Raw genomic sequence first — 24,749 nt, 5'->3', positions numbered from 1 at the left:
TCAGGACGCCGGAGTGGCCTCATCCTGTCCGGCCTCGTCCAGCGTTTCCACGTTGCGCCCATGCAGGCGCCGCCAGATCCAGCGCAATGCATGCGGCGGTGCCGAGGGCAGCTGCTCCAGCAGGGCCAGCATGCGGCTCTGGCTGGCATGCCCATGGCGGCACAACAGGCTGGCCGCTGCGGCCGCGCTGGCCAGGCGCAGGCTGTCGGCCAACGATCCTTCCGCATCCACCGCCAAGGCCTGGTGAACCGGCTCAGGCAACTCCCATGCGGCAGCGACCCGCTGCGCCAGCGGCAACGACCACTGCTGCAACAGCTGCAGGGCCAACGCCGGCTCCACGGGCTCGCCACGGGCCTGTGCCTCCTGCAGCAGCTGGCGCATCACCAGCGCCGCACCCAGCCCCTGCACCAGGCCCAGCCACTGCGCGGCGAAGGCATCGCCGAAGGTGACCGTGCGTGCGTGGTCGGCCGCTGCACGCGATGCCAGCAGTGCGTGCTCCCAGATGATCGCGCTGAACTGCGGGAACACCTCGCATTGCACCTGCATCACCGGCTGCACCAGTACCGCACTGATGATCTGGCGCACGCCCTCGGTGCCGACCAGGGTCACCGCCCGCTGCAGGCTCTCTACCGGGCGCTCGTGGACCTTGTAGGCCGGGCTGTTGGCGATGCGCAGCAGGTTGCCGGTCAGCACCGGGTCCTGGCCGATGATCGCGGCCATCACCCGGGCCGAGGCGGCATCGTCGTTGACGGTCTGGATCAGCTGCGGCAGCAGCTGCGGCCGGCGGGGCAGCTGCCTGGCCGCCCAGTCGCGGTCCTGCAGCGCGCGCGCCACCGCCTCGCCCAGGCCTGGGTCCTGCACCGGCGTTGGCTCGCCGGCCAGCCGTGGGTACAACGCAAGCGCATGCAGCCCGCGTTGCAGGTGAGCGGCGATCTCCGGCGACGGCAGCGCCTCGCCCTGCAGGCTTGCGGCTGCGGCGGCCACCGCCTGGCGGGATGCGGCAACCAGCCGCGCCGGTGCCGTCCCGGTCGAACGTGTCAGCCAGCCGCGCAGCGATCGCCACCATGCCGCTGTCATCGCCGCCCGTCCTGTCGTTGTGATGCCCTTGCCGTCACTGACCGCCCTGCCTCTTCACGCCCATCCGGCCACCCGCCGTCGTCGCAGCATCGGCCGCACTTTCATCTTCTTTAACCGGACGGCCGCCGACGTCGACGGCAACGGCCGGGCGAATGGACTAGAATGGCGCCGCGCGACCCGTCCCCCAGCCATGACGACGTCGCTTTTTTTGTTTTGGGACCCTACCGTTCACTGGCCGTTCGCTGCAGTTCGCCGCTGTTCGCGCCATCGGAGACGCCATGCTATTCGAAACCCTCGCCACCACCGGCCACGAACAAGTGGTGTTCTGCCACAACCACGATGCCGGCCTGAAGGCGATCATCGCCATTCACAACACCACCCTGGGCCCGGCCCTGGGCGGCGTGCGCATGCGCCCCTACGCCAGCACCGACGAGGCACTGGCCGACGTGCTGCGGCTGAGCCGGACGATGACCTACAAGAATGCGCTGGCCGGCCTCAACGTCGGTGGCGGCAAGGCGGTGATCATCGGCGACCCGAAGGTGGACAAGACCGAGGTGCTGTTCCGCGCCTTCGGCCGTTACGTCGACTCGCTGGGCGGCCGCTACATCACCGCCGAAGACGTCGGCACCGACGTCAACGACATGGAGAACATCTACCTGGAGAGCCAGTTCGTGACCGGCGTGCACCAGGTCCATGGCGGCTCCGGCGATCCGGCCCCGTTCACCGCCTACGGTGCGCTGCAGGCGCTGATGGCGGCGATGCGCTTCAAGTTCGGCCACGAGGAAGTGGGCAAGACCAGCATCGCGGTGCAGGGCCTGGGCCACATCGGCATGGAGCTGGTGAAACTGCTGCGCGACCGCGGTGCCAAGCTGTATGTCACCGACCTGGACAGCGCACTGGTTGATCGCGCGGTCAGCGATTTCGGCGCCGAAGCGGTCAAGCCCGACGAGATCCACGAAGTGAACGCCGACGTGTTCGCACCGTGCGCGCTGGAAGGCGCCATCAACGCCGACACCCTGCCGCGGATCAAGGCCAAGATCATCTGCGGTACCGCCAACAACCAGCTGTCGAGCCTGGAAATCGGCGATGAACTGCACGCGCGCGGCATCCTGTATGCGCCGGACTATGCGGTCAACGCTGGCGGCGTGATGAACGTGTCGCTGGAGATCGATGGCTACAACCGCGAACGCGCGATGCGCCTGATCCGCAGCATCTATCACAACCTCACCCGCATCTTCGAACTGTCGCAGCGCGAGAACATCGCGCCGCAGCGTGCGGCCGACCGCATCGCCGAAAGCCGCATCCTGTCGATCGGCAAGCTGAAGATGCCGCTGGGCCGCAGCACCCCGCGCCTGGGCAACCTGCGCGGCGGCTGAGCCTGCCGATGTCGCGCCGGAGCTGACGTCCCGGCGCGACCTCCCGCTCAGAACCCGGTGCTGTAGCGCAGCGCCGCCTGGCGCGCGCCCTCGCCACCGACGCGCTGGTCGAAGCCCAGGCTCAGGCGGCCATTGCGGCCCCACCACGACTCCAGCGCCACGCCGAACAGCGCACTGCCACGCGGTGCGTCCCATCCCGCCAGGGGTGCCCAGGCATCGACACCAACGAAGCTGGCCTGCCAGTCCGCATCGGCACCGTCGAGCCGTTGCTGCCACTCGGCGTGCCCGCGCAGCGTCCAGCGCCCCCAGCCGCGCTCGCCGCGGATACCGGCCAGCATCTTGCTGCGCTGCACGCGGTTGGCGTCGCCACGCAGGCCGAAGCCGAAACCACCCAGCTCATTGAAGGCATCGGTATCCACGCGCGTGGTGCTGGCACCCAGATACGGTGTCAACGACGCGCCCGCGCGGCCAAAACGATAGCCGCCTTCGACGCTGGCACTGCTGAAGCGTCCGCCGTAACGTGCGGAAACACCATAGGCACCGGCACCCAGCAGCAACTGGCGATCCAGCGCACGGGTGAACTGGCCGCTGCCGACCTGCGCCAGCGCATAGCCCCGGCCCAGGTTCCAACCGGCGTACAACTGTGCCTGCGCCTGGCGATCACGCCCACGATCGCCGCCGAAGCTGCTGCCACCATTGCTGCGGGTCTCGCCAAAGGCCACGCCCATCAGCCCATTGCTGCCCAGCGGCAGGTCCTGGCCGGCCATCCAGCCACGGCTGTCGGCGGCATTGCCGGCAAAACTGCCCTGCCCGGCCTCACCGAGCGCGCTCTGCCAGGCCCCGCGCAGGCGCGGCGCCGCCTGCACGCGATCGAAGCGCTCGGCGATCGCACGGCGCGACATGTCGATGCTGTCGAAGGTGGCCGACTCGGCCCGCGCATGCGCCTGCCCGGACAGGCTCTGCAGGCTGGCTGCCAGGCCCTCGCTGCCACCGCCGGTCCACTGCAGCGCACCGGCCGCCGTGCCGAAGGCCGAGCCCTGCAGCGCAGGACTGCCATCGAGTGCGCTGAACGCACCTTCCAGTCGTTGCGCCGCGGACTGCGCCGAGGCCGCGAGCCCGGTCGCCGCCGCCGTCACGCTCACCTGGGTCAGGTTCAACCAGGCAGTGTTGCTGTCATAGCCATAGCTGCTCTGCAGCAGCGACAGGCCCTGCAGGCCGCTGGAGGAGGCCGGGCTGCTGAAGGTGCCGCTCAGGCCACCGGCCGCATGGACCAGGTCCTGGCGGCTGCCGTTCTGCGGCACGTAGCCGGAGACGAAGCCATGCACGCGCACGCCACCATTGATCGAGGCCGTGCCGGTCACCTGCAGCGCATTGGCACCGAGCGCGATCATCAACTGGCCACCCGCCTGCTGCGTGTAGTTGCCCTCGATGGTGCCGGTGGTGCTGCCGGTGGTCAGGAACACGCTGCTGCCGTTGACCACGTTGCCGATCACGCGCGGCGTGCCGCCATTGAACTGCAGGCCGGTCGAATCCGGGTCGGGCTGGCCGAGGATGGTCACGTTGGAACGGATGACACCGCCGTTCTGCAGCGACAGGATGCCGCGTTCGATGCGGGTGGCGCCGCTGTAGCTGTTGTTGCCTGCGAGCACCAGGGTGCCCCCGCCCTGCTTGACCAGGCCGCCGCTGCCGACGATGTCGTTGCTCCACAGCGAGCCGCTCGATGGCGCATCGACATTGGCCACTACATCACCCCAGTCGAAGCGGCCCGGGCCCTTGATCGCCCGCGAGATGTCGAGCAGGCCGTAGCCGAACACCGCATCCACGCCGGGCGCGCCGATGTCCTTGGCCGTGCCCAGCAGGGTCTGCCGCACCAGGTTGTTGTCGAAGTACGGGTAGCGCTGCCAGACCAGCGCGGCGGCGCCGGAGATCAACGGGGCGGCGAAGGACGTCCCGTAGTTCCAGTAGTAGGTGCTGCCATTGGCATCGGGATAGACCGCGCTGCCCGGCGCCGCCAGGCAATAGCGCGCCGCCTGCCCGCAGGCATTGGCGTAGCTGGCCAGCGTGCCCGGTGCATAGGGATCCACTGCGGTCGCCACCAGCCAACCGCGCTCCAGGTCGGCCGCCGGCAGCGAGCCGGCAACGCCCAGCTGGCTGGGCAGGGCGGCCAGGCTGCTCGGTTCGGTGCGCGCATCGTTGCCGGCCGCGAACACCACCAGGCCGCCATGGTTGATGACGAACGGACGGTACTCGGCCGCCACCTGCGCGGTGGTCGGCAGGTCGGTCCAGTACAGGCCGCCCCACGAGTTGTTCATCACCTTCACGTTGTAGCTGATCAGGTCCTGGTGGACCTGCGCCACGCCCAGCGGACCGCTGAAGGAATTGCCCTTGCCGCTGCCGTCATCGACCGGCGGCTTGTCGGCGATGATCCGCGCCGAAACGATCTGCGCACCGGGGGCGATGCCGCCCGGCCAGGTTCCCACCGGCGCGCCGGCGGCCAGGCTGGCTACCGCCGTGCCGTGGCCCACCACGTCGTCCACCAGCAGGTTGTTGCGCGCCGGATCGATGTAGTTGAGGTTGCCCACCACCCGCCCGTTCAATGCCGCTGCGTTGCGCTGCACGCCCGAGTCGACGATGCCGATGCGCACGCCCTGCCCGGTCAGGCCGGCGGCCTGTGCGGCACGCGCATTGGTCACTGACAGGTGCGCGTCGAAGGCCGGTTCCTGCGGCTTGGCCGGAGGCGGTGCCGTCGGAGGGGGCGTCGTTGGGGGTGTGGGGGTGGTCGGAGGGGGATCGATGCGGACATTGCCGCCGCCTCCGCCGCCGCCACATGCCGTCATTGCCATCGCCAGCGCCGTTGCCAGCGCGGACCTAACCATCGTCGTGCGTTCCATCGATTCCTTCCCATGAACGTTGACCTGCCTACATCCCGGCAGGCGTGCGGTGCCGCCCAGCGGCGGCCCTCCCCGACCCTCTATACTTGGGCCGACCCCCACGCAGTCTGCCGGGAAACCGGGGCGCTTCCAACGTCCGCGGTCTCCTTTCCGAACATTGCTTACGCATCAACGAGATTGCCATGTCCAACATCGTCATCGCCGCCGCCAAGCGCACCGCCATCGGCTCCTTCCTCGGCCAGTTCAACGGCGTGCCGACCCCCACCCTCGGCGCGGCCGCCATCGCTGCCGCCCTGGAACAGTCGGGCGTACCGGCCAGCGACGTCTCCGAGGTCCTCATGGGCTGCGTGCTGCCGGCCAACCTCGGCCAGGCGCCCGCCCGCCAGGCGGCGATCGCCGCCGGCATTCCGCTGTCGACCGGCGCCACCACCCTCAACAAGGTGTGCGGCTCGGGCATGAAGACCATCATGCTCGGCCATGACCTGATCAAGGCCGGTTCGGCCAGCATCGTGGTCGCCGGTGGCATGGAATCGATGTCCAACGCCCCGCACCTGCTGCCGAACTCCCGTACCGGCAACCGCTTCGGCAACTTCCAGGCGGTCGACCACATGGCCCACGACGGCCTGGTCAACGCCTATGACGGCAAGGCCATGGGCGAATTCGCCGAATGCGCCGTGGACAAGTACCAGTTCAGCCGCGAGGAGCAGGACGCCTACGCGATCGAATCGGTCAAGCGCGCGCAGGCCGCACAGGCCAACGGTGCGTTCGCCGACGAGATCGTCGCGGTGAAGGTAGCCACCCGCAAGGGTGACGTCGAGGTCGCCACCGACGAGCAGCCGGGGCGCTCGGATATCGCCAAGATCCCGACCCTGCGCCCGGCCTTCAAGAAGGACGGCAGCGTCACCGCCGCCAGTTCCTCCAGCATCTCCGACGGCGCCGCCGCGGTGGTCCTGCTGACCGAGGAAGACGCGGCCGCCCGTGGCATCACTCCGCTGGCCCGCATCGTCGGCCACGCCACCCATTCGCAGGAACCGGAGTGGTTCACCACCGCCCCGATCGGCGCGATCCACACGCTGCTGGCCAAGACCGGCTGGTCGCTGGACCAGATCGACCTGTTCGAGATCAACGAGGCCTTTGCCGTGGTGGCAATGGCGCCGATGCGTGAGCTGGGCATCCCGCACGACAAGCTGAACGTGAATGGCGGTGCCTGCGCGCTGGGTCATCCCATCGGTGCCTCCGGTGCACGCCTGGTGGTGACCCTGGTCAACGCCCTGCGCACGCGCGGTGGCAAGCGCGGCATTGCCACCCTGTGCATCGGTGGCGGCGAAGCAACGGCAATCGCCATCGAATTGATTTAAAAAGATTTAACGATGATTTCGCAAAAATGAATGCGGGATCGCTTGACACCCAATCTTGGCTTGTCATCATGTTGTCGGCGCGCAGCATGCGCGTTGCCTAATTCTAACGACGAGGATTTACACAATGAGCATCAACAAGCTGCTGGTCGCGATGTCCCTGGCTCTGGCCCTGGCCGCCTGCTCGAAGCAGGAAGCTGCCCAGGACGCCGCTGCTTCGGCCAACGAAGCCGCCACCGAAGCCCAGGCTGCTGCCGACCAGGCCGCCGCTGCCGGCGCCCAGACCGCCGACGCTGCCCAGCAGGCTGCCAACACCGCCGCCACCGCTGCTGACGCTGCGACCGACGCTGCTGCCAACACCGCTGCTGCCGCGACCGACGCTGCTGCTGGCGAAGCCAAGGACGCTGCCAAGGCTGCCGAAGCTACCGCTGAGCAGGCCAAGGACGCTGCTGAAGAAGCCAAGAAGTAATAACTTCTTTCTTCACGCTGTTCCGGAAAAGCCGCTGGTTCGCCAGCGGCTTTTTCTTTGCGCCACTGCGACCTCGCGGCGCGGGCATCGCGACCCCACCTTCACAACGGCATGAATAGGCTGGCGTCCCCATCCATTGCAGTACCGGAGACCGCCATGAAGATTCGCCCGATCACCACCACCCTGCTGGCCGCCTCCCTGCTGCTGGCCCTGGCCGCCTGCAAGGGCCCGGAAGCCGAACAGGCCAAGCAGGACGCGCAGCAGGCCGCTGACAGCGCCGGCGCGGCTGCCCGCGATGCCGTCGACAAGGCGGCAGAAGCTACCCGTGACGCCGCCGACAAGACCGCTGCAGCCTCCGAGCAGGCCGCCGCCGATACCCAGCAGGCGCTGGACAAGGCTGCAGACGCCACCGCCAACGCTGCCGACAAGGCCAAGGACGCCGCAACCGACGCCGCCGCACACGCCAGCGACGCGACTGCCAACGCCGCACAGAAGGTGGCCGACAAGGCCCGCGATGTCGCCAATGACGCGAAGGCGAACGCCGCCAAGGAAGAAGCCAAGCACTGAGGCGTACCGGCAGCCAGGCATGGGCCCGGCGCTACAGGAAAAGCCGCGGCACTGCCGCGGCTTTTCTGCTTTTCGCTTTGCGTTTTTTCCGTTGATTCCGTGGTGGGCGCTCCTACGGCAGCGCGCGCACCAGCATCGCCGACAGATCCACGCCCGTCGGCAGGGTCCCGAACACCAGCCCATGCTCCGCTTGCAGCCGGCTGCGCACGAACGCCTCTGCCATCGGACTTTGCGCACGCAACAGCAGCGCGGCCTGCAACAACAGCACTGTGCGCTCGCAGAACAGCCGCGCCTGCGACTCATCCGGTGGCGGTGCTGCTGCCCACCGCTGCAAAGCCGCTGCGTAGCGCGCATCACGATCGGCCACCGCCGCCAGTTCAGCGCGCAGCGCCGCCAGCGCCTCCGGTTCGCGCGCCAGCGCGCGCAGCACGTCCAGACACTGGATGTTGCCGCTTCCTTCCCAGATCGAATTCAACGGTGCCTGCCGGTACAGCCGCGGCAGCATCGATTCCTCCACATAGCCCGCGCCGCCCAGGCATTCCTGTGCTTCATTGACGAAGGCCGGCGCGCGCTTGCACAACCAGTACTTGCCCAGCGCCGTCCCCACACGCGCCAACGCGGCTTCGTTGGCATCCACGCCGGCCCGGTCCACCGCACGCGCGATGCGCATCGACAGCACTGTGGCCGCTTCCGACTCCAGTGCCAGGTCGGCCAGCACATTGGTCATCAACGGGTGCTCGACCAGCAGCTTGCCGAACGTGCGGCGATGACGTGCGTGATGCAGCGCCTGCGCCAGCGCCATGCGCATTTCCGCCGCCGCGCCCAGCATGCAGTCCAGGCGGGTCATCATCACCATGCCGATGATGGTGGCCACGCCCCGCCCCTCCTCGCCCACGCGCCACGCCTGTGCCCCGCAGAACTCGACTTCGCTGGAGGCATTGGCCCAATCGCCAAGCTTGTCCTTCAAGCGCATCAACCGGAATGCGTTGCGGTCGCCGTCGGCCAGCCGGCGCGGCATCAGCAGGCAGGTCAGTCCTCCCGGCGCCTGCGCCAGCACCAGGAAGCCATCGCACATCGGTGCGGAAAAGAACCACTTGTGACCGACCAGGCGATAGCGCTCGCCATCGATCGGTTCAGCGCGCGTGCTGTTGGCACGCACATCCGAGCCTCCCTGCTTCTCGGTCATGCCCATGCCCAGCGTGATGCCGGCCTTGTCCGCCACCGGTACATCGCGCGGGTCATAGACCGGCGCTGCGGCCTTGCGCGCCCACTCGGCCAGGTGCGGCTGCGTGTGCAGCACCGCAACTGCCGCATGGGTCATCGTCAACGGGCAACTGGTGCCAGCCTCGGCCTGGTGGTGCAGGTAGCTCAACACCGCGCGCGCGACATGCCCGCCCGGTTGCGGCTCGTGCCAGGACAACCCGGCGACCCCGTGCGATTTCGCTGTGCCCATCAACTGGTGATAGGCCGGATGGAACTCCACCGTATCGATGCGATGGCCCTGCGCATCATGCGTGCGCAGGCGCGGCCGATCGCGGTTGGCATCGAAGCCGAGCCCGTACAGTTCGTCACCCGCCAGCGCACCATAGACCGCCAGCCGCGGCGCGAAGCCGCCAGCGCCTTCGCGCTGCACCGCCTCCATCAGCGCCACGTCATCGGTCCACAACTGGCGCCCCGCGAACGACGGCGGCTGGTTCAGCACCACATGGGTTTCGTAGGGCGCATTGCTGCTGAAGCTGGGTCCACTCATCCGGTCCGTCCTGGCGGCAAGAGATCTGCGGTTCGATTGTGCCGCATCGCCTGCCAAGCCCGTGTTCAGGCCGATTCTCACCCTGTGCACGAGCGGCCGGCCACAGTGACCGCATGGCAGTCAATGACGATCTGGTGGTCCTGCGCCCCGAAGGGCTGTACTGCGCCGCCGGTGATTTCCACATCGATCCCTGGCGACCGGTCCCGCGCGCGGTCATCACCCATGGCCACGGCGATCACGCACGCCCGGGCATGGGCGAATACCACTGCAGCGACGGCAGCCTGCCGATCCTGCGCTGGCGCCTGGGCGATGTGCCGGTGCAGGCGCATGCCGAGGGCGTGCCGTTCCGCCTGGGCCGGGTGCAGGTATCGCTGCATCCCGCCGGCCATGTGCTGGGGTCTTCGCAGGTGCGCATCGACGACGGGCAGCAGGTCTGGGTGGCGTCCGGCGACTACAAGCGCCAGCCTGATCCAACCTGTGCGCCGTTCGAAGTGGTGCCCTGCGATACCTTCATCACCGAGGCCACCTTTGCCCTGCCGATCTATCGTTGGCCGGACACGCCCACCGTCGCTGCGGAGATCGTGGCGTGGCGCCGCGAATGCGAACAGCGCGGCGAAGCTGCCATCCTGCTGTGCTATGCACTGGGCAAGGCGCAACGGGTACTGGCCGAACTGCTGCCGCTGGACGATCGCCCGGCCTGGCTGCACGGTGCCATCGCCAATGGTGTGGAGGTGTATCGGCAGGCCAACGTGCCAATGCTGGAGACGCTGGCGGTGGCCGAGCAGGGTCGCCAGCCGGATGCCGCCGGCCAGTTGATCCTCGCCCCGCCCTCGGCCGCCGGCACGCCGTGGATGCGCCGCTTCGGCCGCTACCAGCTGGGCTTCGCCTCGGGCTGGATGCAGCTGCGCGGCAACCGGCGTCGCCGCAACGTCGATCGTGGCTTCGTCATTTCCGATCACGCCGATTGGCCCGCACTGCTGCAGACCATCGAACAGACCGGCGCGCAGCGGGTGATCGCGACCCATGGCAATACCGATGCGTTGATTCCCTTCCTGCGCGAGCGCGGCGTAGCGGCTGAAGCCTTCCGTACCGATTTCGGGAGCGAGGAATGAAGGCCTTCGCGGCGCTCTACCAGCGCCTGGACCGCAGCACCGCCACGCTGGACAAGCGTGCGGCATTGATCGATTACTTCCGCCAGGCAGGCGCGCACGATGCGGCGTGGGCGCTGTACCTGCTCAGCGGTGGCAAGGTGGGCGGCGCACGCCGCAAGATCGCCGCCAGTGGCGAACTGCGCGCCTGGATTGCCGAAGAATCCGGCTTGCCGCCATGGCTGGTGGAAGACAGCTATGCGCAGGTCGGTGACCTGGCCGAAACGTTGACCCTGCTGCTGGATGATCCATCCCAGCCCGCCGCCGACCGTGCGTTGGCGGATTGGATCGAACAGCATCTGCTGGCGGTGGCCAACCAGCCCGAAGCGGTACGCCGTGCGGCGGTCGTCGCGGGCTGGCAGCAGCTGTGCAGCAGCGAACGCCTGGTGTTCAACAAGCTGCTGACCGGCGCCCTGCGCGTTGGCGTCTCGCAGCGGCTGGTGCAGCAGGCACTGGCGGAGTGGTCCGGGCTGGACATCGCGCGCATCGCCCAGCGCATGCTTGGCGAGTGGGTGCCCTCGCCCGCACTGCTGGGCCAGCTGCTGTCGCCGGATGAGCTGCCACTGGACCGGCAGCAACCCTACCCGTTCTTTCTCGCCTCACCACTGGAAGGCGATCCTGCCGAACGCCTCGGCTCCATCGAAGATTGGCTGCTGGAATGGAAGTGGGATGGCATCCGCCTGCAGCTGCTGCGCCGGCGCGGCGAGGTCGCATTGTGGTCACGCGGCGAAGAGCGGCTGGATGGTCGCTTCCCCGAAATCGAACAGGCGGCGATGGCGCTTCCCGATGGCTGCGTGCTGGACGGAGAGCTGCTGGCGTGGGACGAAGCCACGGACCTGCCGCGTGCATTCACCGCGCTGCAGACCCGCATCCAGCGCCGCAAGCCCGGTGCGGCTACCCTGCGCAACACGCCGGTGCGCGTGCTCGCCTATGACCTGCTGGAACACGATGGCGCGGACCTGCGTGAGTTGCCGTTGCGGGAACGGCGTGCACGGCTTGCCGACGTCGTCGGTGCCCTGGGTGATGCACGGATCCAGCTCTCACCCGACGTTGCCGCCGAAGACTGGCCGCAGGCGGCGGCGATGCGCGATGTGGCACGCGAACGTGGCGTGGAAGGGCTGATGCTGAAACGTCGTGCCTCACCCTACCAGGCCGGGCGACGCCGCGGTGACTGGTGGAAATGGAAGGTCGATCCGCTCACCATCGATGCAGTGCTCCTGTACGCGCAGGCTGGCCATGGGCGGCGCAGCACGTTGTACACCGACTACACCTTCGGCGTCTGGGACGGCGACACGCTGGTACCGGTGGCCAAGGCCTATTCGGGCCTGGATGACAAGGAGATCCTCGCGCTTGATCGCTGGATCCGCGCCAATACCCGCGAGCGCTTTGGCCCGGTGCGCAGCGTACGCCCCGAACACGTCTTCGAACTGGGCTTCGAGGCGGTCAACCGCAGCAGCCGGCACAAGTCCGGTATCGCCGTACGCTTTCCACGCATCCTGCGCTGGCGCCACGACAAGCCAGCCAGCGAGGCCGATCAGCTGGCTACCCTGCAGGCGCTGGCGCGATGAACCGCAGCCAGGCACTACGCCGGCTGGAAGACTGGTTCGCGTCGAAAGGCTGGCGCTCGTTGCCGTTCCAGCGCGCGATGTGGCGGCACTATCTCGCCGGCGGATCCGGGTTGCTGCACACGCCCACAGGCAGCGGCAAGACACTGGCGATGTTCGGGGGACCGCTGCTGCAGGCCATGATCGACCCACCGCCTTCGCCCCGCCGCGCCAGTGCGGTACGCCCGCTGCAGGTGCTGTGGGTGACGCCCTTGCGCGCGTTGGCCAGCGACACCGCGCGTGCGCTGCAGGCCGTGGTCGATGGGTTGCAGCTTGGATGGCGTGTCGGCCTGCGCAGCGGTGACGCCAGCAACCGCGAACGACGACAGGCACGCGAGGGCCGCATCGACGTACTGGTCACGACGCCGGAATCGCTGGCGCTGCTGTTGAGCTATCCGGATACGCTGCCGCGCATGCGCCAGCTGCGCTGCGTGGTGGTGGACGAATGGCACGAACTGCTGGGCAACAAGCGCGGCGTCCTGCTGCAGTTGAATCTGGCCGTGCTGCGCGATGCCGCGCCTGCATTGCAGCTGTGGGGGCTGTCGGCCACGCTGGGCAATCTGGATGAGGCGCGCGACGTGCTGCTGCCCGGACAGCCCGACGCGCCGATCGTGCAGGGCGTGCGCCCGCGTGCGACCACGGTGCGCAGCCTGCTGCCCGAACCCGGTGAACGCTTTCCCTGGGCCGGGCACCTGGGCCTGGCCCAACTGCCGCGGGTGCTGGACGCATTGATGCAGGCACGCAGCAGCCTGCTCTTCACCAACACCCGTGCACAGGCAGAACTGTGGCATCAGGCGCTGGCGTCGGTTTGGCCCGAGGAACACGACACGCTTGCGCTGCACCACGGTTCGCTGGATCCGGCGCTGCGCCAGCAGGTGGAGGACGGGCTGCGTGCAGGAACGCTGCGCTGCGTGGTCGCCACCTCCAGCCTCGACCTCGGCGTGGACTTTCCCGAGGTCGAACAGGTACTGCAGCTGGGCAGCCCGAAGGGCGTCGCCCGCCTGCGCCAGCGCGCCGGACGTGCGCGCCATCGTCCCGGTGCCAGTGGCGCGATCCTCTGCGTGCCGAGCCATGCGCTGGAACTGGCCGAGTACGCAGCCGTGCGTCGCGCACTGGCCGAAGGCGTGGTCGAAGCACGCAGGCCGCCGATGCTGTCGCTGGACGTTCTGGCCCAGCATGCGGTCAGCCGTGCCCTGGCCGGTGGCTTCCACGGGGATGCGCTGCTGGCGCAGGTCCGGCGCACCCATGCGTTCGCATCCCTGGCCGAGGACCAGTGGCAGGCCGTGCTGACTTTCATCGTGCAGGGGGGCCAGGCCCTGGCCCAGTACCCTGACTTCCACAAGGTCGTGCAGGACGCCGATGGCCGCTACCGGATGCACGACCGGCGCCAGGCACTACGCCACCGGCTGTCGATCGGCACCATCAGCAGCGATGGCAGCGTGCGCGTGCAGTTCCTGCGCGGGGCCGGCCTCGGCGCCGTGGAGGAACAGTTCGCCAGCCGCCTGCGCCGCGGAGACCGCTTCCAGTTCGCCGGGCGCCTGCTGGAGCTGGTGCAGCTGCGCGACATGACCGCCTTCGTGCGGCTGGCACGAGGGCGCGGTGAAGGTGTCGTGCCCCGCTGGCAGGGAGGCCAGCTGCCGCTGTCGATGGCACTGGGCAGCGAACTGGAGTCGGTGCTGTCAGGCGCCGACGACAGCGCGGAAGCCCGCTGGCTGGCACCGCTGCTGGCACTTCAGCAGCAGGTGTCGGCGCTTCCCGGCCCGGACCACGTGCTGCTGGAGGACGTACGCCGCCGCGAAGGCCAGTTCCTCTTCGTCTATCCCTTCGCCGGACGCCACGTGCACGAGGCGCTGGCCGCCCTGTTGGCACTGCGCTGCACCCGCCAGCAACGCAACAGCATCGGCTATGCCGTGAATGATCACGGCCTGGTGCTGGCACCGGCGCAGGCGATCGACCTGGACGCGGCGCAATGGCATGCGTTGTTCACCACCGATCAGCTGCTGGACGATCTGCGTGCGGCGGTGAACCTGGGCGAGCTTGCGCGGCGCCAGTTCCGTGGCATCGCGCGCGTCGCAGGCCTGCTGGTACCCAGCCTGCCGGGGGGCATGCCGCGATCGCTGCGCCAGCTGCAGGCCTCGGCGGGCCTGCTGTATGACGTATTGCGCGAGCATGACCCCGAGCACCTGCTGCTGGCGCTGGCCGAACGCGAAGTGCTGCATGACAGCCTTGACCTGCCGGGGCTGCGCCAGGTGCTGGTCCGGATCGGCGCGCGACGCATGTCGATGCAGCGCCCCGCATCGCTGACGCCCCTGGGCTTTCCACTGTGGGCCGAACGCCTGCGCGGACAGTTCAGCAACGAGGACTGGCGTACCCGCGTGCAACGCGCGGCCCAGCAGCTGGAACGTCGCCATGGCCGATGAAATACCGCTGCTGCTTGCCGGCGAACCGGTGACCCTGGCGGGGGCACGCGCACTCTACTGGCCGGCGCGGCAGGCGCTGCTGATCGCGGACCTGCACCTGGGCAAGGCCGATGTGTTCCGCCGCGCCGGCATCGCGCTGCCCAGCGGCGGAACCGGCGAAGACCTGCAACGCCTGCAGGGTCTGCTGGACAGGCACGCCTGCCGCGAACTGTGGATCCTGGGCGACATCCTGCATGGGCCGGCGCATCGCGCCGCCTGGTACCAGCAATGGCTCGGCTGGCGCGAACGCAACACCGCACTGGACGTGCATGTCCTGCGCGGAAATCATGACCGGCAGCTACCGCATGCCCAGCTGCAGGTGCAGATCCACGAGGAGGTGCGGCTGGCGCCGTTCCTGCTGCGCCATGAACCGTGCGCAGACCCGGCGTGGCACGTGCTCGCAGGCCACCTGCATCCGCAGGTCGCACTGCCCGCATTGCGCCGGCGCTTCCCGGCCTTCTGGCTGCGCGAGCGGATGACGGTCCTGCCGGCCTTTTCCGCGTTCACCGCCGGAATCGTGCCTGCTCCCGCCAGCGGCGAACAGATGATCGCCTGCGTGGAAAACGGCCTGGTGGAACTGCCAGTGGCTTGAATCAGGCCGGACGAATGTCCAGCTGCGGCATCAACTGGAACTCAGGCGTGTCAACTTCACGTCGCCGCGGCAAGGCCTGGATTGCCGCCAGCATCTCCTGTGCGCAGGCGCGGATGCGTCCGTGGTGCTCCGGCGATGCATGACTGATCAAGCTGCCCACATGGAATTCGAACACGTCCTCCAGTACGTCGGGCTGGTCCTCGTGCAGCATCTGCAACAGTCCGCGCAGCTTGCAGATTTCCGATTCCAGCTCCTCGACCGCGAACCACATGGCGTCCTCCTCTTCAACAACAGGCGGCACGTCCGGGCCGCGACAGGCCGCAACGGCAGCGCCGCCCGGGCCACGCGCGATGTCAATCACGGAAAGGAAAACGGGCGACGCGCAATCGCGTGCAACCTACTTCTCGCATATACACGGTGAGGCAACCGTTAATTCGCGTGACAGCGCGCTTCACGCATTCGCAGTGATCGCGCTGATGCCAGGCATCTGCGCCCTTGCAGCCAACGCGTCGACAAATGCCGGATCCAGCGCAAGCGAACCGAACCAGCCATGCTGGGTACCGCTGAGCACGCGCAGCATGTGGCCACGCCCACCCGGCAGGCGCCCCATCGGCCCGAGCAGCACGTCGCGCGCCTTTGCCCAGGCATCGCGATCAGACTGGAACAGCGGCGTCAGCCAACGGCTCCAGCGCTGGTAGACCGCAACGTGCGCCCTGCGCTGCGCCTGGTAGGCCTGCAATGCAGCGCCTCCCCCGCCATGTGCGCGCACGGCATCGCGCAATGCCAGCGCATCGAGCAGCGCCATGTTCACGCCCTGCCCCAGCTGCGGGCTCATCGCATGTGCGGCATCGCCGGCCAGCACCATGCGGCCGCAATGCCAGCGCGTCATCACGGCGTCACGGTAGACCGCGCGCGCCAGCTGGCCGGCATCATGCAGATGCGCAAAGCGCGCGCTGGCCTGCGGCCACAGCGCGTGCAGCTCGTCCAGCCAGGGCGTCATGCCATCGGCCTGCCATCGTTCGAAGTCGGCGCGTGGCAGGCTCCAGAAGAAGCTCAGGCGCGGCGTGTCATCACCTGGCCGCGTACCGACCGGCAGCAGCCCGATCATCTTGCGCGCGGCCACGTAGCGCTGCCGCAGCTCCTGCAGGTGCGGCCAGTCCTCGGCCGGCAGCAGGCACCACAGTGCGCCCCAGGGATACACGCGGTCCAGCCCGGTGCCGCCTTCGATCGAGCCGCGCAGCGTCGAAGCCGCACCATCGGCGGCCACCACCAGGTCGAACGGCCCATGCATGCGGCCCTCACTGTCATGCAGGCGGCCCTGTGCGGCATCCACTGCGGCGATGGTGACGCCGGCATGCAGCTGGCCCGCACCCGCACGCGCCCCGTCCAGCAGCGAGAACAGCGCCCCACGCTGCATGCCGAGGCCGTGCAGGCGCGCGTCCAGGCCGTCATAGCGCATGTCCATCACCGTGCGCTCGCACGGTGTATCGCCATAAAGACGGTGCACCGGCGCCGCATGCGCGCGCACGGCATCAAGCAGGCCCATCTGCCACAGCACCTGCAGGCCGCTGGGCTGCAGCAGGAAGCCGGCGCCAACCGGCCCCGGCGAGGGCACGCGTTCGAAGATCTCCACCTCGTGGCCATCACGAGAGAGCAGGATGGACAATGCCTGTCCAGCGGTGCCGTAGCCGATCACGGCGATGCGCAGTCGTTCCTTCATCGGCGCATTGTGCCCGAGCGCAAATCCGGATGGCCACCTGGAACCCTGTCCACAGCGCCGCAATGCCCGTCGCGACGCAAAAAAAACCCCGCCGAAGCGGGGTTTTCAACGCACTGTCGAGTGGATCACTCGGCCGGCGTGATGTTCGAAGCCTGGGCACCCTTCGGGCCCTGGGTCACGTCATAGGTGACACGCTGGCCTTCCTGCAGGCTGCGGAAGCCCTTGGAGTTGATGGCGGAGAAGTGCGCGAACACGTCGGCGCTGCCATCCTCCGGCGAGATGAAGCCAAATCCCTTGGCGTCGTTGAACCACTTGACGGTACCGTTCGGCATGGTGATGCGAGACCTTATGCAATGAATGGGTGGTGTACGCTGAACCCGCGCACAAGCTGAGTATGCAAAGCTTGCTCGGGGAAGACAATCACCCCCGCGCCAATTCGCCCACCAGTTCCGGAAGTCCGTTGCTGGCCGCCTGCACGTTCGCCAGTACTTCGGCCATCGTAATCTCCTCGCCATCACCGCAGCCGGCGGCCCAGTTGGCGATGATTGCCAGGCAGGCGTAATCCAGCCCCAGCTCGCGTGCCAGCGCGGCCTCCGGCATGCCGGTCATGCCTACCAGGTCGCAGCCGTCATGGCGCATGCGGGCGATCTCGGCGATGGTCTCCAGGCGCGGGCCCTGCGTCGCGCCGTAGCAGCCACCGTCATGGACCGTGACGCCGGTCACTTTCGCTGCCGCCAGGATCTTGCTGCGCAGCATCGGCGTATAGGGGTGGCCGAAATCGACGTGGACCACGTCGGTGCCTTCTTCTTCACAGATCGTGCTGATGCGGCCCCAGGTGTAGTCGATGATCTGGTCCGGGCAGGCCAGCACGCGCGGGCCGAAGTCTTCGGTGATGCCACCCACCGTGTTCAATGCCAGCACGCGCTGCGCGCCCAGCTGCTGCAGTGCGGCCAGGTTGGCGCGGTAGTTGATCTTGTGCGGCGGCAGTGAGTGCCCCTCGCCATGCCGCGCCAGGAACGCCACGCGATGGCCGAGCAGCGTGCCCACGCGCACCGGGCCGGACGGGCGGCCAAAGCGGGTGTCGACCTCGTGGGTCTGCACGTCGTCGAGCTTGGCCAGGTTGTAGACACCGGTACCGCCGATCACGGCCAGGGCGATCTGTTGCATTCAAAGCACTCCATGGAAAGACGAACGCCGGCACCCGAGGATGCCGGCGGTGGAAGAAGACGCGCCGCAGGCAGCTGCGCCGTTACTCCTTCATTGCGTAGATCGCCGGCACGCAGCGCAGGGTCTCGTTGACGTCCATGCCGAAGCCGAACACGTAGCGGTCCGGCAGCTCGATGCCGGCGTAGTCGGCGGTCACGTCCGGCAGTGCGCGGTCGTGCTTCTTCACGGTCATCGCGGCGATGCGCACGTCGGTCGCGCCCTGCTCCAGGCACCAGGTGCGGACGCCCTGCAGGGTGTAGCCCTCGTCGAGGATGTCGTCGATCAGCAGCACGCGGCGGCCGAACAGCGAGGTGGCCGGCTTGTGCTTCCAGACCAGGTCTCCGCCGGTGGTTTCACCGCGGTAGCGGGTCGCGTGCAGGTAATCGAACTGCACGTCCTGGCCGCGCGCGCCCAGTTCCAGCGCCAGCTGGCCGGCGAACGGCAGCGCACCATGCATGATGGACAGGAACAGCGGCACCTCGCCCTTGTAATCGCGCGCGATGGCGTCGGCGATACCAGCGATGGCCTTGTCGATGGTGGGGCGGTCGACCAGCAGGTCAGCCTGGGCCAGGGCCTGGGAAATGGTGAGGTTGGGCATCAGACGGTTCTTCCAAGGGTTTCAAGCAGACGGGATTGAGTGTCGCCATGGCGGGCGTCGGCCAGCAGGCCGTCCCAGCCGAGCGCGCCGCGGCCAAGCAGGCCCAGCAGCGCAGCAGTATTGAGGGAGCGTCCCTGCACCGCGTGCAGGGCTTCATCGACCAGTTCCGGGTGGCAGACCAGCACCACGTCGCAGCCGGCATCCAGGTGCGCGTGCACGCGTGCCGGCACGCCACCGGCACTGTGCGAGGCGGCCATGCCGATGTCATCGGAGAACACCACGCCACGGAAGCCGAGCTCGCCACGCAGGATGTCCTGGATCCAGCGCGGGGAATAGCCGGCCGGCTCCGGCGCCACCTGCGGATAGATCACGTGCGCCATCATCACCGCATCGGCACCGGCGGCGATGCCGGCCTGGAACGGCACCAGGTCCTGGGCGCGCAGTTCGTCCAGCGCGCGAGGGTCGATCGCGGTATCGACGTGGGTGTCTTCCAGCACGGTGCCGTGGCCGGGGAAATGCTTGAGCGTGGCGGCCATGCCGACCGCATGCATGCCGCGCACATAGGCGGCGGTGAACGCGGCCACCACCTGCGGGTCTTCACTGAAGGCACGGTTGCCGATGGCGCGGTTGCCGCGGCCAAGGTCGACCACCGGCGCGAAACTCAGGTCGAGGCCGCTGGCACGTACTTCGCTGGCCATCAGCCAGGCATGCTGCTCGGCCAGGGCCAGCGCCTGCTGCGGGTCGGCGGCGTACAGCGCGCCGATGTCCTGCAGCGGCGGCAGCGCGCTGTAGCCCTCGCGGAAACGCTGCACACGGCCGCCTTCCTGGTCCACGCAGATCAGCTGCGGGCGCGGGGCGGCGGCACGGATCGCCGCACTCAGATCGGTCACCTGCTGGCGCGAGGCGAAGTTGCGCTTGAACAGCACCACCCCGGCCACGGCGTCGTGCTGCAGCCAGTCACGTTCCTGGGCGGTCAGTTCGGTGCCGGCAACGCCGATCAGCAGCATGGTCGATCTCCACAACGCGCGCCCGCATGGCGCAGTGCCGCATTGTCGCAGAACCGGCCGACAGGCGCAGGGGTCAGACGAAGGGGAGTGTGGGGTCAGAGCCCCTGCGGGGATCTGACCCCGGGGTCGGATCCCCGCAGGGGCTCTGACCCCGATCTGCTCAGACCTTGCAGCCGTCCGGGCCGCAGGCCTCGTCGCCGTCAGCCGAAGCTGCCGGGGCGCCCTGTTCGGCTGCGATCTGGCGAAGGGCGTTGGCGAAGGCCTCTGGCGGCTGGGCCCCGGAAATGGCCCACTTCCCATCGATGACGAAAGTCGGCACCGAGGAAATGCCCAGTGCATGGGCCTGCGCCAGCCCGGCTTCGACCTCGGCCAGGCCGCGGTCGGAGCCCAGCATCTGCGCGATTTCAGCACCGTCCAGGCCGCCAGCCACGCCGGCCTTCACCAGCACTGCAGTATCGGCCAGATTCTGGCCATGCTCGAAGTGGGCACGGAAAAGTGCTTCGCCGACCGCATCCTGCACGCCGTGCTGGCCGGCCAGCCACAACACCCGATGGGCCGGCAGCGTGGTCACCCGCACCTGGCCCTGGCTGAAATCCATCGGCAGGCCCTCGGCCCGCGCGGTGGTCTGGGTCTGGCCGAGGATCTGCTCGGTGCGCTCGACGCCACCGAACTTGCGCACATAGGCCTCGCGCAGCGGCACCGGGGTGGCGTCCGCGTCCGGGTCCAGCTGGAACGGCTGCCAGTGGATATCGAGTTCAGGCGCATTGGCGCCGAGCAACTGCACACCCTGCTGGAAGCGATGCTTGCCGATCCAGCACCAAGGGCAGACCACGTCGGAGTAGATGTCGATTCTCATCCCCACCACATGGGGCCCGCCTCCCTCGAAAAAAGGGGACGGAGGGGATTAAGTCGTTTCCAGCACAGCTGGGGTAAAGACGACTTAATCCCCTCCGTCCCCTTTTTGGGGGCTTCACCACTGTGAATAGGGGTGACTGGCCAGTGCGACGTTGTAGTAGCGCGCGTCGTCGGTGACTTCGGCACCCACCCAGTCCGGCAGGTCGATCGCCTGGTCGGCGCTGTCCAGCTCGACTTCGGCCACGACCAGGCCGGCGTTGTCGCCGAGGAACTCGTCCACCTCCCAGGTCAGGCCGGCGTGTTCGACCAGGTGGCGGCGCTTGTCGATCAGGCCACCGACGCACAGCGCCAACAGGGCGCGCGCATCCTCCACCGGGATCGGGTAGTCGAACTCCTGGCGGGTATGGCCGATGGTGCGCGACTTCAGGTTCAGCGCGGCGTGGTCGCCTTCGATGCGCACGCGCACCGAGGCGTTCTGGGTGCCGCGGTCGAGCGCGCCCATGTCGTTGATGTAGCCCTGCGCCATCGGGATCACCCGATGCGCGGCGGTGCGCCAGCCATCACTGCTGACGAGGAATTTGCGTTCGATTTCGATGCCCATCGCGCCATTATGCGCGATGGGTGATGACAACCTGTCAGCGCTTCTCGAACACCGCGATGCTTTCCACGTGCGCGGTATGCGGGAACATGTCCATGGCACCGGCGCTGACCAGGGTGAAGCCCTGTTCGTTGACCAGATAGCCGGCATCGCGCGCCAGCGAGCCCGGGTGGCAGCTGACGTAGACAATGCGCTTGAACTGCTTCAGCGGCAGCTGCTGCAGCACTTCGATCGCACCCGAGCGCGGCGGGTCCAGCAGCAGCTTGTCAAAGCCCTGGCGCATCCACGGGGTGCTGCGCTGGTCCTGGGTCAGGTCGGCGCTGAAGAACTGCGCGTTGGCCAGGCCGTTGCGCTCGGCGTTCTCACGCGCACGCGCCACCAGGCCGGCATCGCCTTCCACGCCAACCACCTCGCGCACGCGGCGCGCCAGCGGCAGGGTGAAGTTGCCCAGGCCGCAGAACAGGTCCAGTACACGCTCGTCCTCACCCGGTTCCAGCAGGTCCAGGGCGTGGGCGATCATCTTCTCGTTGAGCTTGGCATTGACCTGGATGAAGTCCAGCGGGCGGAACGCCAGCTCGACATCCCACGGCGCCAGACGGAACGACAGCGGCACACCCTGCCCGTCCAGCGGCTGCACGGTATCCACGCCGCCGGACTGCAGGTAGATCACGAAGCCATGCTGCTGGCCGAAAGCCGCCCAGGCCGTGCGGTCGGCATCGCTGAGCGGCTGCAGATGGCGAACGGTCAGGACCACGGCCTGGTCACCGGCGATGAATTCGATCTGCGGGATGTCACGCTTGCCATCGAGTGACTCGATGAAGGTGGACAGCGCCTCGACCTTGGTGCCGATCTCGGGGATCACGGTCAGGCACTGGCTGAGGTCGGCGACGAAGCGCGGATCCTGTTCACGGAAGCCGACCAGGGTCTTGTCCTTCTTTTCGACCCGGCGCACCGAGAAGCGGCCCTTGCGGCGGTAGCCCCAGCTCTCGCCGACCAGCGGCGCGAGCACGGTGCCCGGCTTCACATGGCCGATCCGCTCCAGGTTGTCCATCAGCACGCGCTGCTTGGCCACGATCTGCTGGTCTTCGTCCAGGTGCTGCAGCACGCAGCCGGCGCAGGTGCCGAAATGAGGGCACTTGGGGGTCACCCGCTGCGGCGAGGCCTGCAGCACCTCCAGGGTGCGCGCCTCGTCGAAATGGCGGCTGCGGGCAGTCTGCTCAGCCATCACCACCTCGCCGGGCAGCGCGCCGCTGACGAAGGTGACCTTGCCGCCCTCGCCTTCACGGCGGGCGACACCGCGACCATCATGGCTGAGGTCGAGGATCTCGGTCTGGAATGGGGTACGGTCAGTGCGGGAACGGGATCGGGCCACGTGGCAACAGGCTGCGGGCAAAAATGGGGGCGTATTGTCGCAGATCCTGACCGACGGGGCCTGGACCCGCTTGCGCCCGTGGCCGTCGTGCTTGATGATTGGGCCAGCTGACATGGAGGCAGCCCTGATGCAGATGACCCCGCGGGCCGCACGGCCCCGCTTCCTGCTTGTCGAGGACGACATCATCAGCCGCGGTTTTTTCAAGGCGGCGTTGGAAACGTTACCGGCGGATGTGGATACCGCAGATTCGCTGGCCAGTGCCCTGGCCAGTGCCGAACCCGGCGCGCATGATCTGTGGCTGATCGACGTCAACCTGCCGGATGGCAATGGCGCGCAACTGCTGCGTGAGCTACGCCGCTCACATCCCGACACACCGGCGCTGGCACATACGGCCGACGGCGATACCTCCATCCACGCCCGCCTGCGCGAAGCCGGTTTCAGCGACACCCTGGTCAAGCCGCTGGGCCGCGACCAGCTGCTGAAGGCCGTGCGCCGTGCGCTGGTCAACAGCCCGGCGGGAATCTTCGTGGCACAGGCCCCGGCCGCGGTCGAGCTGGCCGTTCAGGACTGGGACGAGACTGCGGCATTGGCCGCGCTCAATGGCCAGCGCAACCACCTGATCGCACTGCGCGAGCTGTTCCTGGCCGAGTTGCCCGGTGTGCGCGACGCGGTCGAGCAGGCGGTGGACCAGCACGACGAGCGCCAGCTGCGCAGCCAGCTGCACCGGTTGCAGGCGAGCTGTGGCTTCGTGGGGGCGGCACGGTTGGGCCGGGCGGTGCGCCAGCTGCATCATGCACCCGAGTCCGGGCAGGCCCAGGACGGGTTCCGCGCCGCGGTAGCTGCCCTGCTGCATTGAGGGTTTTTCGGCAAGGCTGCGCCCTGCACCCGCAGAGGCTTCAAGCCAAGCCAAGGCAACAGCAACAGCAACGGCATGCATTCCGTGGGTTGGCGGTGCGGTATCGGAGGGCGGGGACGCCGTAAACCCGTCCTTGGGGGCTTGGCAGCCGCATCCATGCGGCTGACACCCCGCCCTCCGATACCGCCCCACCTCTTACAGTTTTCCGCGATCGGGTAGATCCACGCCATGCGTGGATGAATTTCTGTCAGATATCGAAATCAATCTGGGGTCGGATCCGTTTTCCTGCGGAAAACGGATCCGACCCCACGCCGTTCCGACAGTTCGCGGAACACTGTCGAAGGCGGGGTGGGTCCGGTTGCGGGAGTGTCCGCGGCATGGATGCCGCGGCCAAGCCCCCAGGGACGGGTTTACGGCGTCTCCCGCAACCGGACCCACCCCGCCTACCCACGGATAGCCAGCTTTTGCCGTTGACGTTGATTCGGCAGGTGCAGGGCTGCAAGCCCTGCCGCCCCCCCCCTACCTGCGCGGCGCAAGCTGCTCGAGCATTTCCCAGGACTTCAGCCCGCGCGCGCCCAGGTGATGGGCCAGCACCCGCCGCATCGGCAGGCGCAGGCTGGCCAGATCGGCGGCATCCGGTTCTTCGTCGGCCGCAAGGGCCAGCAGCGCCGAGCCAGTGGCCGCCGCCCGGCGCTCCCCGCCACGCTCGCTCAGCAGGCGCTGCGCCCCTTCCTGCGGGTCCAGCTCGTAGCGCGCCGCCGGGTCGATCGGCTGGCCATCACTGGCACTGTCCAGCTCGAAACCCAGGCCCAGCGCGGACAGCAGTTCGCGCTCGAAACGGCGCAGGGTCCAGGCCAGGCCGGCACCGACCGCCAGCCGCGCGCGTGCCTCACCGTAGGCAAGGTACAGCTCCGGCAGCGGGTCCTGGCGCGGGGCCAGGCGCAGGGTCAGTTCACTCAGGTAGAAGCCGGCCAACATCGCCTGGCCGACCAGGCGTGGCGCGGCATCCAGCGCCTCGGCACCCCGCAGCTGGGCCAGTTCACCCCGCTGCTGGGCACTGAAGCGGATCCACTGCAACGGCTGCAGGGCGGCGCGCAGCACCTGGCCCTTGGCGGTGGACACGCCACGCGCCAGCAGGCCGATACGGCCATGCTGCGCGCTCAACACTTCGACCAGCAGGCTGGTCTCGCGGTAGGCCCGTGCGTGCAGCACGAAGCCGGTGTCGTCCTCGATCATCATCGAAGCGACC

Annotated in this window: 22 protein-coding genes; 9 read left to right on the top strand and 13 right to left on the bottom strand. The window is 68.3% G+C overall.

Going from position 1 to position 24,749, the window contains the following annotated elements:
* Complete coding sequence (locus tag ACUVWL_RS02170) at window positions 1–1,077, bottom strand: HDOD domain-containing protein (RefSeq protein ID WP_046431919.1); 1,077 nt, start codon at window positions 1,075–1,077, stop codon at window positions 1–3.
* A 278-nt stretch (window positions 1,078–1,355) separates the two neighbouring features.
* Between ACUVWL_RS02170 and ACUVWL_RS02165 the strand changes: the two genes are divergently transcribed.
* Window positions 1,356–2,453, top strand: coding sequence for a Glu/Leu/Phe/Val dehydrogenase dimerization domain-containing protein (locus ACUVWL_RS02165; protein ID WP_008264553.1), 1,098 nt, complete (start codon window positions 1,356–1,358; stop codon window positions 2,451–2,453).
* Window positions 2,454–2,500: 47 nt separating this feature from the next.
* Here ACUVWL_RS02165 and ACUVWL_RS02160 read toward each other — a convergent pair whose 3' ends face one another.
* The gene (locus tag ACUVWL_RS02160) at window positions 2,501–5,344 is read right to left on the bottom strand and encodes a S8 family serine peptidase (protein ID WP_445978779.1); all 2,844 of its coding nucleotides are present in this window, start codon (window positions 5,342–5,344) and stop codon (window positions 2,501–2,503) included.
* A gap of 182 nt (window positions 5,345–5,526) precedes the next feature.
* On the opposite strand from ACUVWL_RS02160, the gene ACUVWL_RS02155 reads away from it, so the two are divergent.
* The 3 genes from ACUVWL_RS02155 to ACUVWL_RS02145 all read left to right on the top strand — a co-directional run bounded on the left by ACUVWL_RS02155 (window position 5,527) and on the right by ACUVWL_RS02145 (window position 7,735).
* Entirely contained in the window at window positions 5,527–6,702 is a 1,176-nt protein-coding gene (locus ACUVWL_RS02155; protein WP_014647981.1) for a thiolase family protein, read from the top strand.
* 124 nt (window positions 6,703–6,826) lie between these two features.
* On the top strand, window positions 6,827–7,168 hold the full coding sequence (locus ACUVWL_RS02150) for a hypothetical protein (protein WP_005418203.1): 342 nt from the start codon (window positions 6,827–6,829) through the stop codon (window positions 7,166–7,168).
* Between the two features lie 156 nt (window positions 7,169–7,324).
* Window positions 7,325–7,735, top strand: coding sequence for a hypothetical protein (locus ACUVWL_RS02145; protein ID WP_014647982.1), 411 nt, complete (start codon window positions 7,325–7,327; stop codon window positions 7,733–7,735).
* A gap of 112 nt (window positions 7,736–7,847) precedes the next feature.
* Here ACUVWL_RS02145 and ACUVWL_RS02140 read toward each other — a convergent pair whose 3' ends face one another.
* Window positions 7,848–9,485: an acyl-CoA dehydrogenase family protein gene (locus tag ACUVWL_RS02140; protein WP_049442339.1), complete on the bottom strand. Its 1,638-nt coding sequence runs from the start codon at window positions 9,483–9,485 to the stop codon at window positions 7,848–7,850.
* Between the two features lie 113 nt (window positions 9,486–9,598).
* Between ACUVWL_RS02140 and ACUVWL_RS02135 the strand changes: the two genes are divergently transcribed.
* From ACUVWL_RS02135 to pdeM, 4 genes are read left to right on the top strand one after another with little or no spacing between them, the layout of a single operon-like run.
* Complete coding sequence (locus ACUVWL_RS02135) at window positions 9,599–10,597, top strand: ligase-associated DNA damage response exonuclease (RefSeq protein ID WP_046431930.1); 999 nt, start codon at window positions 9,599–9,601, stop codon at window positions 10,595–10,597.
* On the top strand, window positions 10,594–12,201 hold the full coding sequence (locus ACUVWL_RS02130) for an ATP-dependent DNA ligase (RefSeq protein WP_014647985.1): 1,608 nt from the start codon (window positions 10,594–10,596) through the stop codon (window positions 12,199–12,201). The genes ACUVWL_RS02135 and ACUVWL_RS02130 overlap by 4 nt, the downstream gene beginning before the upstream one ends.
* Window positions 12,198–14,657 (top strand): ligase-associated DNA damage response DEXH box helicase, encoded by a 2,460-nt coding sequence (locus tag ACUVWL_RS02125; protein ID WP_049442337.1) that lies wholly within the window; start codon window positions 12,198–12,200, stop codon window positions 14,655–14,657. Before ACUVWL_RS02130 ends, ACUVWL_RS02125 begins: the two co-directional genes overlap by 4 nt.
* Window positions 14,647–15,288 carry a ligase-associated DNA damage response endonuclease PdeM gene (gene pdeM / locus ACUVWL_RS02120; RefSeq protein ID WP_049442336.1) on the top strand — a complete coding sequence of 214 codons (642 nt, stop codon included), beginning with the start codon at window positions 14,647–14,649 and terminating at the stop codon, window positions 15,286–15,288. The genes ACUVWL_RS02125 and pdeM overlap by 11 nt, the downstream gene beginning before the upstream one ends.
* 1 nt (window position 15,289) lies before the next feature.
* On the opposite strand, the gene ACUVWL_RS02115 is transcribed toward pdeM, so the two are convergent.
* The 9 genes from ACUVWL_RS02115 to rlmD all read right to left on the bottom strand — a co-directional run bounded on the left by ACUVWL_RS02115 (window position 15,290) and on the right by rlmD (window position 22,644).
* The gene (locus ACUVWL_RS02115; protein WP_014647988.1) at window positions 15,290–15,559 is read right to left on the bottom strand and encodes a hypothetical protein; all 270 of its coding nucleotides are present in this window, start codon (window positions 15,557–15,559) and stop codon (window positions 15,290–15,292) included.
* Between the two features lie 180 nt (window positions 15,560–15,739).
* Window positions 15,740–17,008 carry an FAD-dependent oxidoreductase gene (locus tag ACUVWL_RS02110; RefSeq protein ID WP_111206837.1) on the bottom strand — a complete coding sequence of 423 codons (1,269 nt, stop codon included), beginning with the start codon at window positions 17,006–17,008 and terminating at the stop codon, window positions 15,740–15,742.
* 125 nt (window positions 17,009–17,133) lie between these two features.
* Window positions 17,134–17,340 carry a cold-shock protein gene (locus ACUVWL_RS02105; RefSeq protein ID WP_005410590.1) on the bottom strand — a complete coding sequence of 69 codons (207 nt, stop codon included), beginning with the start codon at window positions 17,338–17,340 and terminating at the stop codon, window positions 17,134–17,136.
* Window positions 17,341–17,428: 88 nt separating this feature from the next.
* Window positions 17,429–18,175 carry an S-methyl-5'-thioinosine phosphorylase gene (locus ACUVWL_RS02100; RefSeq protein ID WP_111206836.1) on the bottom strand — a complete coding sequence of 249 codons (747 nt, stop codon included), beginning with the start codon at window positions 18,173–18,175 and terminating at the stop codon, window positions 17,429–17,431.
* A gap of 82 nt (window positions 18,176–18,257) precedes the next feature.
* Complete coding sequence (locus ACUVWL_RS02095) at window positions 18,258–18,812, bottom strand: hypoxanthine-guanine phosphoribosyltransferase (RefSeq protein WP_014038078.1); 555 nt, start codon at window positions 18,810–18,812, stop codon at window positions 18,258–18,260.
* A complete protein-coding gene (nagZ, locus tag ACUVWL_RS02090) occupies window positions 18,812–19,819 on the bottom strand; it encodes a beta-N-acetylhexosaminidase (RefSeq protein WP_014647990.1) in 1,008 nt (335 codons plus the stop codon). Before nagZ ends, ACUVWL_RS02095 begins: the two co-directional genes overlap by 1 nt.
* A gap of 160 nt (window positions 19,820–19,979) precedes the next feature.
* Entirely contained in the window at window positions 19,980–20,675 is a 696-nt protein-coding gene (locus tag ACUVWL_RS02085; RefSeq protein WP_227864121.1) for a DsbA family oxidoreductase, read from the bottom strand.
* Window positions 20,676–20,789: 114 nt separating this feature from the next.
* Entirely contained in the window at window positions 20,790–21,275 is a 486-nt protein-coding gene (locus tag ACUVWL_RS02080) for a CYTH domain-containing protein (RefSeq protein ID WP_042359274.1), read from the bottom strand.
* A 34-nt stretch (window positions 21,276–21,309) separates the two neighbouring features.
* Window positions 21,310–22,644 carry a 23S rRNA (uracil(1939)-C(5))-methyltransferase RlmD gene (gene rlmD, locus ACUVWL_RS02075; protein WP_445978778.1) on the bottom strand — a complete coding sequence of 445 codons (1,335 nt, stop codon included), beginning with the start codon at window positions 22,642–22,644 and terminating at the stop codon, window positions 21,310–21,312.
* 127 nt (window positions 22,645–22,771) lie between these two features.
* On the opposite strand from rlmD, the gene ACUVWL_RS02070 reads away from it, so the two are divergent.
* Complete coding sequence (locus tag ACUVWL_RS02070; RefSeq protein WP_014647994.1) at window positions 22,772–23,500, top strand: response regulator; 729 nt, start codon at window positions 22,772–22,774, stop codon at window positions 23,498–23,500.
* Between the two features lie 519 nt (window positions 23,501–24,019).
* Here ACUVWL_RS02070 and recO read toward each other — a convergent pair.
* Window positions 24,020–24,739: a DNA repair protein RecO gene (recO, locus tag ACUVWL_RS02065; protein WP_014647995.1), complete on the bottom strand. Its 720-nt coding sequence runs from the start codon at window positions 24,737–24,739 to the stop codon at window positions 24,020–24,022.
* Window positions 24,740–24,749 lie beyond the last annotated feature (10 nt).

The organism is Stenotrophomonas muris (genome assembly GCF_052751275.1).
This window is presented reverse-complemented; position numbering and strand designations above follow the sequence as displayed.

Excerpts from the sequence above, each read along its gene's own strand:
- ACUVWL_RS02150 (WP_005418203.1), top strand. The coding sequence starts at position 6,827 with ATGAGCATCAACAAGCTGCTGGTCGCGATGTCCCTGGCTCTGGCCCTG.
- ACUVWL_RS02155 (WP_014647981.1), top strand. The coding sequence starts at position 5,527 with ATGTCCAACATCGTCATCGCCGCCGCCAAGCGCACCGCCATCGGCTCC.
- ACUVWL_RS02105 (WP_005410590.1), bottom strand. The coding sequence starts at position 17,340 with ATGCCGAACGGTACCGTCAAGTGGTTCAACGACGCCAAGGGATTTGGC.
- ACUVWL_RS02165 (WP_008264553.1), top strand. The coding sequence starts at position 1,356 with ATGCTATTCGAAACCCTCGCCACCACCGGCCACGAACAAGTGGTGTTC.
- ACUVWL_RS02145 (WP_014647982.1), top strand. The coding sequence starts at position 7,325 with ATGAAGATTCGCCCGATCACCACCACCCTGCTGGCCGCCTCCCTGCTG.
- ACUVWL_RS02135 (WP_046431930.1), top strand. The coding sequence starts at position 9,599 with ATGGCAGTCAATGACGATCTGGTGGTCCTGCGCCCCGAAGGGCTGTAC.
- ACUVWL_RS02115 (WP_014647988.1), bottom strand. The coding sequence starts at position 15,559 with ATGTGGTTCGCGGTCGAGGAGCTGGAATCGGAAATCTGCAAGCTGCGC.
- pdeM (WP_049442336.1), top strand. The coding sequence starts at position 14,647 with ATGGCCGATGAAATACCGCTGCTGCTTGCCGGCGAACCGGTGACCCTG.
- ACUVWL_RS02170 (WP_046431919.1), bottom strand. The coding sequence starts at position 1,077 with ATGACAGCGGCATGGTGGCGATCGCTGCGCGGCTGGCTGACACGTTCG.
- ACUVWL_RS02095 (WP_014038078.1), bottom strand. The coding sequence starts at position 18,812 with ATGCCCAACCTCACCATTTCCCAGGCCCTGGCCCAGGCTGACCTGCTG.
- nagZ (WP_014647990.1), bottom strand. The coding sequence starts at position 19,819 with ATGCTGCTGATCGGCGTTGCCGGCACCGAACTGACCGCCCAGGAACGT.
- ACUVWL_RS02130 (WP_014647985.1), top strand. The coding sequence starts at position 10,594 with ATGAAGGCCTTCGCGGCGCTCTACCAGCGCCTGGACCGCAGCACCGCC.
- ACUVWL_RS02125 (WP_049442337.1), top strand. The coding sequence starts at position 12,198 with ATGAACCGCAGCCAGGCACTACGCCGGCTGGAAGACTGGTTCGCGTCG.
- ACUVWL_RS02160 (WP_445978779.1), bottom strand. The coding sequence starts at position 5,344 with ATGGAACGCACGACGATGGTTAGGTCCGCGCTGGCAACGGCGCTGGCG.
- ACUVWL_RS02085 (WP_227864121.1), bottom strand. The coding sequence starts at position 20,675 with ATGAGAATCGACATCTACTCCGACGTGGTCTGCCCTTGGTGCTGGATC.
- ACUVWL_RS02080 (WP_042359274.1), bottom strand. The coding sequence starts at position 21,275 with ATGGGCATCGAAATCGAACGCAAATTCCTCGTCAGCAGTGATGGCTGG.
- ACUVWL_RS02140 (WP_049442339.1), bottom strand. The coding sequence starts at position 9,485 with ATGAGTGGACCCAGCTTCAGCAGCAATGCGCCCTACGAAACCCATGTG.
- ACUVWL_RS02110 (WP_111206837.1), bottom strand. The coding sequence starts at position 17,008 with ATGAAGGAACGACTGCGCATCGCCGTGATCGGCTACGGCACCGCTGGA.
- recO (WP_014647995.1), bottom strand. The coding sequence starts at position 24,739 with ATGATGATCGAGGACGACACCGGCTTCGTGCTGCACGCACGGGCCTAC.
- ACUVWL_RS02100 (WP_111206836.1), bottom strand. The coding sequence starts at position 18,175 with ATGCAACAGATCGCCCTGGCCGTGATCGGCGGTACCGGTGTCTACAAC.
- ACUVWL_RS02070 (WP_014647994.1), top strand. The coding sequence starts at position 22,772 with ATGCAGATGACCCCGCGGGCCGCACGGCCCCGCTTCCTGCTTGTCGAG.